9 protein-coding genes and 1 riboswitch are annotated in these 13,357 nt (G+C 42.4%); all 9 genes read right to left on the minus strand.

Going from position 1 to position 13,357, the window contains the following annotated elements; all coding sequences use genetic code 11:
* Positions 1-33: 33 nt before the first annotated feature.
* On the minus strand, positions 34-2,460 hold the full coding sequence (locus EV207_RS02515; protein WP_243646915.1) for an immune inhibitor A domain-containing protein: 2,427 nt from the start codon (positions 2,458-2,460) through the stop codon (positions 34-36).
* A gap of 648 nt (positions 2,461-3,108) precedes the next feature.
* A complete protein-coding gene (locus EV207_RS02520) occupies positions 3,109-4,293 on the minus strand; it encodes an ABC transporter ATP-binding protein (protein ID WP_132743310.1) in 1,185 nt (394 codons plus the stop codon).
* A 3-nt stretch (positions 4,294-4,296) separates the two neighbouring features.
* Positions 4,297-5,349: a FecCD family ABC transporter permease gene (locus EV207_RS02525; RefSeq protein ID WP_132743312.1), complete on the minus strand. Its 1,053-nt coding sequence runs from the start codon at positions 5,347-5,349 to the stop codon at positions 4,297-4,299.
* Complete coding sequence (locus EV207_RS02530) at positions 5,315-6,271, minus strand: ABC transporter substrate-binding protein (RefSeq protein WP_132743314.1); 957 nt, start codon at positions 6,269-6,271, stop codon at positions 5,315-5,317. Before EV207_RS02530 ends, EV207_RS02525 begins: the two co-directional genes overlap by 35 nt.
* 134 nt (positions 6,272-6,405) lie before the next feature.
* A riboswitch (cobalamin riboswitch) is annotated at positions 6,406-6,583 on the minus strand.
* Positions 6,584-6,638: 55 nt separating this feature from the next.
* Complete coding sequence (locus EV207_RS02535) at positions 6,639-8,444, minus strand: ATP-binding protein (protein ID WP_132743316.1); 1,806 nt, start codon at positions 8,442-8,444, stop codon at positions 6,639-6,641.
* Complete coding sequence (locus EV207_RS02540) at positions 8,444-9,166, minus strand: response regulator transcription factor (protein ID WP_207902908.1); 723 nt, start codon at positions 9,164-9,166, stop codon at positions 8,444-8,446. The genes EV207_RS02535 and EV207_RS02540 overlap by 1 nt, the downstream gene beginning before the upstream one ends.
* Positions 9,167-9,939: 773 nt before the next feature.
* On the minus strand, positions 9,940-11,142 hold the full coding sequence (ccsB, locus tag EV207_RS02545; protein WP_132743318.1) for a c-type cytochrome biogenesis protein CcsB: 1,203 nt from the start codon (positions 11,140-11,142) through the stop codon (positions 9,940-9,942).
* The gene (gene resB / locus EV207_RS02550) at positions 11,139-12,782 is read right to left on the minus strand and encodes a cytochrome c biogenesis protein ResB (RefSeq protein WP_132743320.1); all 1,644 of its coding nucleotides are present in this window, start codon (positions 12,780-12,782) and stop codon (positions 11,139-11,141) included. The genes ccsB and resB overlap by 4 nt, the downstream gene beginning before the upstream one ends.
* A gap of 15 nt (positions 12,783-12,797) precedes the next feature.
* Positions 12,798-13,328: a thiol-disulfide oxidoreductase ResA gene (gene resA / locus EV207_RS02555; protein ID WP_132743322.1), complete on the minus strand. Its 531-nt coding sequence runs from the start codon at positions 13,326-13,328 to the stop codon at positions 12,798-12,800.
* Positions 13,329-13,357: the final 29 nt, after the last annotated feature.

Below are 13,357 nucleotides of genomic sequence, written 5' to 3' on the forward strand. Positions count from 1 at the left end.
AACCCGCTCTAGAGCGGGTTCTTTTAATGCTCTTTATTTCTTAGAAAGCTGGATTGCGCCGACGGATTTGTCTTTGCTTTCAGCAAGAACATTGATCTTAAGTCCGAATTCTGGGATGTTTCTTCCCGCATAGATCATGCCTTTATCGCTGTAGTCCCTGGAATCATCAAATACAGGAACTGGGCGCTCTTTCTTTTTGGTTAATGTAAGACCAAGAAGGTCTCGGTAATCAAGAAATTCCTTATTGGTTTTATCCAAGGAGAAGGCAGCATCCTCAATCTGATACCTTGTAGATGCGAGTGAACCGTCACTCCATTTGGCAATTTGTTGGTGAGCGTCAACAACACCCAGGAAGCCGTCACCAGGATGGTTGCCTACCCAGTTGTCAGTATAGCTGTTGTCAACATACCATACGACCATTCCAGGATTGTAAGTCATCAGCGAGTTGCCGCGGCGGATATGCTGCAGGCCTTGATCGGCACCGTCTTTGCCGCGCCATTCAACAAGGTAATACTGTTCAGAGTATTTATTGCCGTCACTTACCGTGAAGCCGTTCAGATCGAATCCGCTGTCGCCTTCAGCACCATCGCTCAAGACATTTTTTCCGTCAGCTGTGACTTTAATATCGTCAGCATAGAATCCTGCCAGAGCAACACCTGGGTCGCCGATATAGCGGAATCGTAATTCAATTTTCTTGCCGGCGTAAGCGCTTAAATCAAATGAAGCATCAACCCAGCCATCGGATGATCCCGTAATCCCATGTCCAAGGTTAGCGTCATTAGGGTTAGTCATCGTTGAGATGTTGCCGTGGATCGGCACCCATTTGTCGCCGTCTTTCACTTCAACATAAGCATAGTCAAAATCTTGTTCAATTTGGTACCAAGCCTTAAAGGTCAGTTCAGCTTTTGATGCGTTCGTTAAATCAACCGTTGTGCTCATTGAATGATCGATATCATTTGCACTGCCGCTGAAGAATTCCTTTGAGCCGCTTGCTGGGGTATTGACTTCAGTTTTCTTTTCAGGAAGATTAACTCTTACAGCATCCTCATTTGTTCCTTTGACACTTGATTCATCAAGGAACACAGTTTGTCCTTTTTTCGACAGATCATTAACATTAACTTTAATGCCTTTTTGCCAGTTTGCTTCAGGCATGGTTGACTGCAAATATTCCTTGTCATATGGACTGAAGCTTGACGGTTCAGTACCCGGTACATCACCTGCCCAGCTGCCGCTCGCCATAATGGACCAGTATGCAATCGGTTCACCGACTGAGTTGGCTGAGTAAATAGTGTCGTATTCATCAGGAAGGCCTAAATCATGGCCATACTCATGTGAGAAAACACCGGCCGCACCATCTTCAGGTTCAATCGTATAGTCGAAAGCGAGCAGTTTGTCAGTGTATGGGAAATCAGTGGATGTTCCAGGAATTTGGTAGTAGTTTCCTAGATTCCAGCGATGGGACCAGATCGCGTCAGCACCTAGCTTTCCGCCGCCTGCTTCTTCACCGACACCTGAATGGATGACCATAAGGTGGTCAATAATGCCGTCTGGCTCGTTGTAGACGCCATCACCGTCCATATCGTTCCGATCGTACTTATCGTAATCACTTAAATTGATGTTAGGATCCTTGGCTGCATCATCCAAAGCCTCTTTGATTAAAGACCTGGCATCCCTATCGCTTCCGGATTGAGGATCATTGCCGCCATAATACGCGGCGGGATGTTTCGCTGTATACCAGCCTGCAACTTCACCGCTAATGGTATAGCTGCCGCCTGATTGTTGATCATAAAATTGCTTCATGCTCATTAAATTATTGCCGTTCGGTCCTTTATAACCGTTTTTCCCAAAGATCATATTTTGGAAATGTTCTTTGGTATAATTATCATAATACATATCTGTTTCATCTTTTGTAATGCTGTCATGGGCATAGTCAGGGAAGTCGATCTTTAGGATCAGCACCTTATCATTTCTAACCTTGCCGTCCCAGCCATCTTTGCGAATACTCCGAAGTTTATTTTTATGGCCGTATTTATGCCCATTTCCTTTTGTAAAAGAAGGGTCTTTTTTACTTTTATCTTTTGCTGTCTTTTTGGCTTTTTCTGTCTTGCCAGGCTTAATCCCTAATTTAAGCTGTGCCTTCGTTTCTGCTTTTTCATCGACCTCAGCCTTGGTTTTATTTTCACGTTTGTTGATATATGTAGCTAGTTGCTTCTGCTGAGTTTTTTTCGATGAATCCTTGTCAATCACACCTTGCTTAATCAGGCTCTTTAATAATTTGTCTTCATTGACCATGCCTGGATCAAACGGTCCGCTTTGATATTTGCCATTTGCCAGCACATTTGTTGGTTCCTTGGCGCTTACAGTCGAATGGTTATCCGCTGCGGATGCCGGTGCGACAGCGCTAAAGACGAGTCCTGCTGACAGTAACGGTACACTCAATTTAGATTTCCAATGTTTCAATTGACTAATCCCCTCCAAATAATAATTTTTTTTGACGGTTTTTGATTATCCCCCCTAAAAAACACCGTCATTAGACTTTCAAACAATTAAAATATTTCTAGTAAATGGTCGTTATTACCTTCTTTTTGTAAGATTTTTGATAAAAAGACAACTAAAGACCCTGTCGTTAAATTTATTAACAAGGACTTTATAACTATTAAATAGTACAAATGGCCTTTTTTTCATCGATAATCATTCTAAGACAACGTTTTCAAGAACAAAAATAAAATCCTAATAAAAATCCCCCAATCAATTTGATTGGGGGATTTTTCAGTTAATAAGAAAGTATAAACTTTCTTACGCACATAAGGGCAACTAAGGCTTCCGCCATTAAAGGCGCAGGCGTAAGCCAAGTTTTCTTTATGTTAAAAAAATATAGCAGAAATTAAAAACATATCTATGAGTATAAGCATGATTAGTAATGCGATGAAAGGAACTTTGTATTCAGGAAAATAAAAAAAGCTATAGATAGGCCAAGCCAATGTTATTAATAAAATGACAAACAATAACATCCTAAAGAAATGTGATGGCATACCTATCGCCCCTTTGCTGAAACAGCAAATCATTTTTGTTCTTATATATATATTCAGTTATTCTACAGTTAAAACCCTATAAACATGTCTTCATCCAACAAATGGTTTCCTGAGGATCGATTGGATGACCTTTCTGAGTGGCTGCTATATAAATAGGCATTGGGGCTTGATCAGGTGTTTTGCGTGCAAGCTCAAGCAGAACAGTTTGAAAATAGGTTAAATATTCAGGTTCAGTGATTTTCCCATCGAGTAGAAGGACGATGCAATTTGATCTGCCATTTGTTTTCCCAACAAGCATCGAGCATTCCTTATGCCTTTTTTTTACTAGTCTAAGGTCAGGAAGCTGACCAATACAGATGTGGTCCTTCCATTCAAATGCTGACCGCATACCTTGATTTCCCATTACTTTTAACGGAGTGTTAAAGTCGATTGTAAAACGTCCCTGATTATCTTCCCCCGGCTCCCAATTAAGTTGCGCCCGATTAGTCATTTCCCTTTGTATATTAATAGTCGGTACCGGAAGAGTCGGGTGGTCACCGCGCAGCAGGTCATGATTATATATGTCTTTAAGTCTCTCTTCCTGCAATGCTTGTTGAGGGGTGTCAATCGTTTGGACCTGTCCCTTCTTTAACATCATGACCCGATCACAAAACAATCCGGCGATATTCAAATCATGGAAAATGGCGACAATGGTAAGACCCTTATCCCTTGATAGTTGGTTAATAAGCTCCAAAAGTTTGATTTGGTTTGAAATATCCAAGTGGTTGGTTGGTTCATCCAAAAGTAAAAGGAGAGGATCCTGGACTAATGCCCTTGCGAGAAAAACCCTTTGAAGCTCACCGCCGCTCAATGTTTGAATATCCCTTTCCGCGAAATGGGCGATGCCGGTTTGGTCCATAGCTTCCCGGACTTTTTCTTCATCTTTCGGAAGCCATGTCTTGAGTAGCCCTTTCTGATAAGCGTACCTTCCCATCTTTACGATTTCAATGACACGATATGAAAAGGAGAGTTCGATTCTCTGGGGCAGGACGGCGATGCTCTGCGCCCTTTTTTTGGAAGAATATGTCTTAATATTTTCATCCCGAACCATTATTGTCCCTTCATAAGACAACAGACCGCTCACAGCTTTTAACAGTGTTGATTTGCCGCTGCCATTCGGTCCGACGATGCCAAAAAATTCACCTGGCTTAACCTCAAAGCTAACATCTTTTACTGCTGTAAAATGGTCGTATTTAATCGTTAAGTTTTTGCCGGTGAGCATCGGTTAAACGCCCCCTTTTCTTCGTTGGTAGACTAAAATCACGGCAAAGACAGGCGCGCCAATAATTGAAGTAATGACACCCACAGGTAATTCGGTTGGTGCAATAATTGTTCTAGAGACAAGATCAGCTGCCGTAAGAAAAGTCCCGCCATTAATAAACGAAAGGGCTAATAAATCACGGTAATTTGGTCCCCATATTAATCTCAGCATATGAGGGATAACCAAGCCGACAAACCCAATCGTCCCTGAAACTGCCACTGCCGCTCCTGTCAGACAAGTCGCCGCAATGAGAATAACAGCCTTTCTCTGCTTAATGGATAACCCGAGATAGTGTGCATTTTCTTCTCCGACTGAAAGTAAATTTAACTCGGAACGATTCATTAGCAAAAGAATGAAGCCAATAGCGGCAAAAGGGATGAGGATCCAAAGATATGACCAGCCCTTCATGGCAACACTTCCAAGCAGCCATGACACAATGTTCTTTAAATTTTTATCGGATAACGCCACCATCAGCGAGACAAGCGATGCTAAAAAGGAGCTCGTGATGATTCCTGCCAATATGACAATTTCTACGGTCATCCCTCTATTAATCATCCTGGTCAATCCCAGTATAACAATTAACGTTGCACCGCCTGCCAAAATGCTTATGATCGGCAATGTGTATACTCCGGCAAACGGAAGGGTAAAACCAGTATAAATCACAAAAACCGCCCCGACCGATGCACCTGAAGAAACACCCAGAGTGTAGGGATCGGCTAACGGATTGCGCAAAAGTCCCTGCAAGGCACAGCCTGCCGCCGACAGTGATGCGCCTACAAGAAATGCGAGCAGGACTCTCGGAAGGCGAATCAGCCATATAATATTGTCATTTGTCCGGTTCACATCCAAAATACTCGCCCCAAACAGGTGATGAGCGATACTATTTATGACAGATAAAAAAGGGAGTGGTACACTCCCGATTGCTGTGGCTAATACAATTATTAATAATGCTAGTAATATTGATATCGTATAACGCGATAATCTATTTAAACGCGTCCGGATAGACTTTTTTTGCAAGTTGAACGACTCCCTCTGCCATCCTTGGACCAGGTCTTGAAATGATCCCTTCATCAATGGTATAGACGTGATGATGCTTAACAGCTGAAACTTGATTCCAAGCTTTGCGGTCTTCAACCTTTTTGATATCTTTAGCACCGCCATATGTCAGAACAATCACGTCGGGGTTATACTTTACTGCCTGTTCTTCCGATACTTTTGGAAAACCTGATAATGATTCTGCAGCATTCTTTGCATCAATTTTATTCAGCATCTCATCCATAAATGTGCCTTTGCCTGTTGTGTAAATTTCCGGAGGTCCGGAAATTTCGACCCATACCTTCTTTTGTTTGTCTGGGTGAGGTCTTTTCGCCAACTTCTCTTGTACGTTTTTTATTTTTGACTTCATACCAGAAATGACTTCGTCACCCTTCTTCCCGGTTCCAGTCATTTTGGCGATCATTTGAATCGACCCATATAATTCTTTGAAAGATGTTGGATTCTTAACGACAAAGACATTCAGACCAGATTGTCTGAGCCTGTGAATCTGTTGTTTGCCCAAAAGCTGCTGAGCAAGAACAAGGTCAGGCTTTAGTGATAAAATCTTTTCAATATTTAACTGATAACCGCCGACTTTCGGTTTTTCCTTGACTTCAGCAGGATAGTCATCATTATCTGTCACACCGACAACATGATCACCAAGTCCAAGCGCATAAACAATTTCCGTATTGCTCGGAACAAGAGGAATAATCCTTTTTGGCTGATGTTCTATCGTTACTTTTTTCCCTGAAGCGTCCTTAATAGTCATTGGGAATTGATTGTTTTGTCCGGTTTTTCCTTTGTCAGCGGATTGATCTTTGTGATCCTGTGCACCGCTGCATCCCGACAGGATTAGTGTTAAAACAAACAAAAGAGACATAAAAATTAGACTAGTTCTTTTCATAGATTTCTCTCCTTCAAAAAAATACCCCATCCCTGACATAGGATGAGGTTCTCGGGCAAGTTATGATGGTTGTTAAACATGTTCACATGAATCGTAACAGCCGCTTAAGAATCTCAAATCCCCGAAGATCATGAAACGATGATTGAAGTCAGGCAGGTCTACTGGCTCGTGCCTTTAGCCTTTATGGTCCTTCCCGCACTCTTTCGTGCAGTGGTTCATCCATATCGTCAGCACTAACAGTTGCGGGGACAGCTTTGGTTTCGCACCAAATTCCCTATTAAGCAATACTGCACCTTACTTTCGAATGATTATTTATTTTTCCATTTTTTATCATAGCACACCGTGTATTATTAACCAATTAAAATCGTCAAATTGTCGCGGGTTTCTTCATCTTTCGTGGTAAAAAGAACGTAAATGTCGTTCCCTCTCCCATTTTGCTGTTCACTATGATCTTGCCTTCATGAGCCTCAACAATGTTCCTTGCAATAGCGAGGCCGAGCCCCGTACCGGATTTCCCTCTTGTTCTAGCTTTGTCTGCTTTATAGAAACGCTCAAACACAAAAGGCAAGTCCTCCTGGGCAATTCCCGATCCTGTGTCATGAACTTTAACAACAACACCATTTTCATTTTCTTCAACATCAACTGTGACAGTGCCATTTTTGGAAGTATGGCGAATGGCATTATCGACAAGGTTAGTGATAACCTGCTCAATTCTGTCAGGATCAAATGTCAAGGTGGATTCCGGGTGTTCAGGACCATTAAGTGTCAACAGGATGTTTTCTTCCTTTGCTAGCGTTTTAAATTTATGGACAGCTTTCATAAAGAAGTCCCCTAGCTCGACCTCCGTTTGATTGAGTTGGAAGTGGCCTGCTTCAAGTCTGGCCAAATCTAATAATTCATTGACAAGCCGCCCCATCCGTTGTGATTCGTCATAAATAATTTTGGCCATTTCCTTTTTGTCTTCCGCCGTTTCGGCGACATCATCAACAATCGCTTCACTGTATCCCTGCAGCATGGCGATCGGTGTCCGCAATTCATGGCTTACATTTGCGATAAAGCCTTTCCTTAATTGATCAAGCTGTCTTTCCTCAGTCATGTCACGCAGCACAGCGACAGCCCCGCGGACAACAGCCTGATCATAAAGAGGGGTCATGACAATCACCCAAGAACGGCCTTGGTATGAGACTTCAGCTACGTCCTTTTTCTCTGTTGTCACCGCTGTATGGAACAAGGCTTGAACGGGTTCTGGTATTTTTTGATCAGGGGCGGGTCCCTCTCCGTCTTCATAGCGCCAAGCGTGCAGAAATCGTTTTGCCGGGGGATTAAGAATAAGCAATTGACCCTCTCGATCAAAGGTCATAACACCGTCAGCCATGCTCTCCAATATCCCTGACAATTGTTCTTTTTCCTGATTCAATGCTGTCAGGTTCTGCTTTAACTGCCCGGCCATCCTATTAAAGGTTGTACCAAGTTCGCCAATTTCATCCTTTGTTAAAACAGGGACCTCGGTATCGAATTTACCTTGTGAAACCTGTAATGCTGCTTCACGCATGCTGCGGAGCGGCGCGGTTATTCTTGTTGACAGGAAAAAGGCAAAAAAAGTTGTTAGGATAATCGCAATAAAAGCACTGATATATATCAGCTTTTTTGCATTATTTGTTGTATCCTGAATCACATCAAGAGATTGGAACACATAGACCGCACCGTGGTGGCCATTACTGAATTTAATAGGAACCCCGACGACCATCATCCGGCTGTGTGACACGACGCCATTCACTTTTATTGGAAAATCACCCTGTTTGACAACATAATTATTTCCTTTTAGCGTCTGTGCTCTGCTTAATGTGTCATCTTTTTCAAAAAAACGTTTTGGAAGTTTAGGAAGATTATTTTCATTAGGTGACACCCAATAAGAATCGTTCCCAATAATAACCGCTCTTGCCGAATGGGAATCAACGATCTCGGAAGATGTTAATAACGATTCCTTTGACTCGTTGCTGCTTGAAACAATATCGGATACCTTTAAGGCTATTTGTTTCATTTGGTTCTCTGCTTCACCTACATGGAAATTCTCAAAGAATTGCAGCAGCAGGACGGTTAAAAAAAACAAGACGACGGATACGAGCAAAAGAATGGTCAGCCAAAGTTTGCCGACAACACTCCGCCAGATCATCAATCCGTACCCACCTCAAATTTATAACCGACACCCCATACTGTGACGATCATATTCGCCGCCTTTTCAGATACGCGGTTTAATTTTTCCCGGAGCCGTTTGACATGGGTGTCCACTGTCCTCAAATCACCGAAAAACTCGTAATTCCATACATCCTTAAGCAACTCTTCACGGTTAAAGACTTTATCAGGAGAGTGAGCAAGATAGTATAATAATTCATATTCTTTTGGCGTTAAATTTACCTCATTCTGATTGACCGTCACACGATGTGCATCATGGTCAATGGTCAAATGCGGAAAAACAAGGACATTTTTCGCCGTGGTGTCTGTTTCCAAAAACTTAGTTTTTGAAGAGCGGCGCAACAGCGCTTTGACTCGCAGAACAACTTCACGCGGGCTGAACGGTTTGATAATATAATCATCTGTTCCTACTTCGAATCCTTGTACCCTGTTAGCCTCTTCACCCTTTGCCGTCAGCATAATAACAGGAGTTGCTTTACTGTCCCTTAGCTTCTCACACACCTCAATGCCATCCATCCCCGGCAGCATCAAGTCAAGCAGGATGAGATCATAATCGTTATTAACCGCCATCTCCAATGCCGTTTCGCCATCTTCAGCTTCTTCGATGACATAACCTTCACGTTCTAAGTACATTCTAAGCAATCTGCGAATCCGTTCTTCATCATCAACGACTAAAACAACTGCATTTTCATTGTCCAACATAGTGCCTCCTTGCTCAATATAACATACTGTATGTAACAGTCGGATCATCTTGTCTATATCCTCATTGTAATCAATTTGTGTCCATAAAGTAAACTTGGGCTTTCAATAAAATAAAGGTGGATGGCCCCAATTTGACATTTTAATGAACAGAGCCTTATTTTTTTACCGGCTTTGGGCTTTCATAACACCTATGAACGACATTTCCCATACAGGCTAGATGAGTTCATAATTCATACCCTGCATCCATCATTTTATATCTCAACGAAGGGAGAGATAGGTGCTCGGCAGCTTTCCCATCATTCAGATTCCCTGATAAGAAAAGGATCGTAGAAGGGGTTAGCTTTAATAACTGTTGTTTTGAAAGTATCGGAACCGATTATAAATTAAAAAATGCAGAAACCCTCAATAATTGTGAGTGGTTCTGCATTTTTGTTTGTCTTTCTCTGAATGACATGCACCGTCGGCAATAAAGTTGATTGGAGCGGAAGGTGCGAGATTCGGAACACCTAATATATGGGTGTTCCTCAGCACCGCTTACTCAAGATGCAGATACTAGACTCCTGCGGGACTAGCGGGACAGGTGAGACCCCGCAGACACTAGAGCGTCAAGGAGGCTCACCGCCCGCCCCGCGGAAAGTGAGCCTCCTGGAGCGTAGATCAACGACTCACTTTCTCAGATAGCACAAAAATTGCGAAAACAGCTTTTTTAAAAGGGACTTTTTCAGTGCCCTCTCCTTAAAAGCTATGCTTTTGAGGACACCTCTTTTAAAACGTTATGCGTATGAATGCAAACCGGCAATAACCAAATTAACGAAGATTAAATTAAACATGATAATAACAAAGCCAATCACACTGAGCCAGGCTGATTTTTCGCCTTGCCAGCCTCTCGATAATCGAAAATGCAAAAATGCGGCATAGAACAGGAAGGTTATTAATGCCCAAACCTCTTTGGGATCCCAGCCCCAAAAGCGTGTCCAAGCCTGTTGAGCCCAAATCGCTGCGAAAACCAATCCACCTAGGGTAAAGATCGGAAATCCTATAGCTACTGCCCTGTAACTAATTTCATCCATTAGAGGCGAATTAATGTTTTTCAGCACACCTTGGAACGCCGCGCTGATTCGGCGCCTTAAAATCAAGCGGATAATCCAGTAAAGGATGAAACCTCCGAGAATTGACCAAATAACAGTATTGAATTTCCGAGGTGCCTCGACGCCATTCATCCATGATGGCGCTTCAAATAATGGGCCAAATCCCTCACCGATTTTAGTGCCGTCATGTGGTCCTGCAATAGCTGGCATATGATAGACGAGCTTGGCCTGATTACCTTTTTCGTTGACCCATGAAAAAGTTTGTTGGTAATGAGCTGACTGGAATGCAAATGAAATGATAACAAACGCAAATGTCGCAACAAGGGAATACATCACAAATTCCAGCCAAAATGTTTTTTTGCTCGCCTTTGATTGATCAATGACTGCTAATAGATAGACTAAACCCGCCGCGAAGCTGATTGAAAGAATGCCTTCACCCAATGCTACCGTAGTGACATGAATTTTTAGCCAGTTACTTTGCAAGGCGGGAATGAGAGGTTCGACCTCTCTAGGAAATACGCTTGCATAGGCTATGACAACAACAGCGATCGGTAATGTCAACACCCCAACTCCATTGTTCCGATACAAGATGTAAATAATAATAAAAGCTAAAATCATCATCATGCTGAAAAAGGTCGTGTATTCAAACAGATTGCTGACGGGAACGTGGCCATCGGCATCCCAGCGAAAGAAAAAATAACCGAGCTGAGATAAAAAGCCGATGATTGTAATGATAAAACCAACCCTGCCAAGACGCTTTCCCGCTGATTCATTGCCTTTTTGGCGGAATTTCTTGCCCGTAACACTGACAGTAAAAACAATCGACCCCAAGGTATAAAGAATAAATGACACGAGTAAAAGAAGACTGCTAGTCTCAACAGCTGTCATGCTTGAATCTCCCTCTCTTTTTCCAAGGATTTCTGCTCAAGCCGATCAACAGGCTCCGAAAGGCCTGACTTTTCAACAACAAAGCGAATGTCCTTCTTTAGACCAAACCAGTTTTTATTCGTATGTCCGGCAAAAACGAGCGTATTGCCTTGTCTTTGCAGCCACATCCTTCGGTGATTCCAATACATGCCCTGTCCCACACCGATGAGAAAGATAATCATGCCAACAAAGAAAATCCAAAGTGTCCAATCCTTCTTTATCACGAAGCCTGAAACATTTTTCGTTTCAACCCCGGCAAAAGTCATTTTGTAGTCGTTTTTGCCAAGCGGCTCAAGGTTCGTCTTGATGGCGACAAAGCTGACTTCACCCTTAGGATGATCCGGCGTGAACATCTTGAATATAAAGGCCGGATTTTCAGGGACATCGGTTTTCGATGCCGGCTCACCCTTATCATTAAAATAAAAGTCCGGAAAGTAATCAATTAGTTTGACCCTGTAACCGTTGCCAAGATCATATTCCTTTTTGGGGTTAAACAAATCAACAGACAGTTTGCCAAACGACTTCTTTGTCTTCTTATTCGTTAGTTTAAAGGACATTTTATTAAATTCATTAAGCCGGTAATCAGCTTGGAAAACCTGGTAATGATTAAATTCTAATGGCGCATTAACCCGAATACCGGCATCTTCTACCTTATGAAGCTCCGGTTTTGCACCCAAGACATGATGATCGCTTGTTTTATAGAGTGTGACATTAGATTGATAGTTTTTGGCAACAGTGCCGGCTCTTTTTAATGACTTTTCATATTGCTTATTATTTTGGTTATAGGTTTCTAAAATGAACTTGTGATTTTTCAAATAGTATTCACCATGTGTCCCAGGGAGCTTAGCTGTTTCCCCTTCTTTCAGCCAGAGGACCTCATGCGTATACATGCCCGGAAAAAATCGCAGCATGCCCGCCGTCAAAACAATGATAAGGCCAATGTGGTTGACGTATGGCCCCCATCTAGAAAAACGTCCTTTTTCCGCAAGCAAGCTGCCATTATCTTCACGAATGTTATAACGCCTCTCTTTGAGGGCTATTCTCGCTTTGTCAATGATTTGAGCGCCATCATCCGTTTCAGTGACACCGTACATCCTCTGCTTCTTCATGAATCGATCATGACGCACAATTTTTTGGTTTCTCAGAGCTCTATGTAATGGAATAAACCGGTCGATACTCGCCACGATAATAGACAGACCAAGAAGCCCCAGTAAAATGACAAACCACCATGATCCATATAAATGATCGAAACCGAGAGTCTTGTATATTTCGCCCAAAACGCCATACTGTTCCTTATAAAAAGTCTTTGGATCGGCACCCGCGGGAATATAGACGTCCTGCGGGAAGATTGTCCCGATCGCTATAGCAATCAAAACTAAAATGATGAGGGTGATCCCGACCTTTACAGAAGAAAAAAAGTTCCATATTTTATCAATTGGTGTGCGAGAATACGTTTGGGAACGGCGCGCACTCCCTTCATAACGCATGTTCAATAATTCCTTAGAAGACTGATCGTCCGTTAAGGGCTTGCCGCAGGCTTCACATAGTATGGTGCCTTCGGGATTTTTGTGTCCGCATTCACATATGATTTCCCGGCTCATGCCACCACCTCTTTTTTATGGTTTAATCTTTTCTATTTTTTTCTGGAGATAATCGGCGCTTGGCATTGTTTCAGTGACCTTGTCGACAACCTTGCCATCTTTATCGATAAAAAAGGTTGTAGGAATCGGCACAATATTATACGCATCCATCACATCGCCTTTTTTATCCATTAACACTGGAAATTTAATATGATAGCGATTCAAAAAGTTTTCAACAGCAAATTTTGACTCCTTAATATTGACCGCCAAAATCACGACATCTTTTTGGTTTTTCGTTTTTTCATAGACTTTATTTATGTATGGCATTTCTCTTTTGCACGGGTCGCACCATGTGGCCCAAAAGTTCAGCACAACTGCCTTACCCCGAAAATCCTTTAAATGGACCTTTTTACCGTGGACATCAGTTAAAATGAAATCCGGCGCAGTATCACCAATCTCAACAACATGTTTCTTATTAAATATTTGGTAAATTGTAAAACCAACGGCCGCAACCAAGATTAGAATAATCAAGGTGCGGATGATTAACCGTTTTTTCCTATCGGCCATTCGCACCCACCTCACTGATTTCCATTATT

This window comes from Scopulibacillus darangshiensis (assembly GCF_004341035.1).
GTDB classification, from domain to species: Bacteria; Bacillota; Bacilli; order Bacillales; family Sporolactobacillaceae; genus Scopulibacillus; species Scopulibacillus darangshiensis.

Coding starts and splice junctions, on each gene's coding strand:
- ccsB (WP_132743318.1), bottom strand. CDS start 11,142: ATGACAGCTGTTGAGACTAGCAGTCTTCTTTTACTCGTGTCATTTATT.
- resA (WP_132743322.1), bottom strand. CDS start 13,328: ATGGCCGATAGGAAAAAACGGTTAATCATCCGCACCTTGATTATTCTA.
- EV207_RS02530 (WP_132743314.1), bottom strand. CDS start 6,271: ATGAAAAGAACTAGTCTAATTTTTATGTCTCTTTTGTTTGTTTTAACA.
- EV207_RS02540 (WP_207902908.1), bottom strand. CDS start 9,166: ATGTTGGACAATGAAAATGCAGTTGTTTTAGTCGTTGATGATGAAGAA.
- resB (WP_132743320.1), bottom strand. CDS start 12,782: ATGAGCCGGGAAATCATATGTGAATGCGGACACAAAAATCCCGAAGGC.
- EV207_RS02535 (WP_132743316.1), bottom strand. CDS start 8,444: ATGATCTGGCGGAGTGTTGTCGGCAAACTTTGGCTGACCATTCTTTTG.
- EV207_RS02520 (WP_132743310.1), bottom strand. CDS start 4,293: ATGCTCACCGGCAAAAACTTAACGATTAAATACGACCATTTTACAGCA.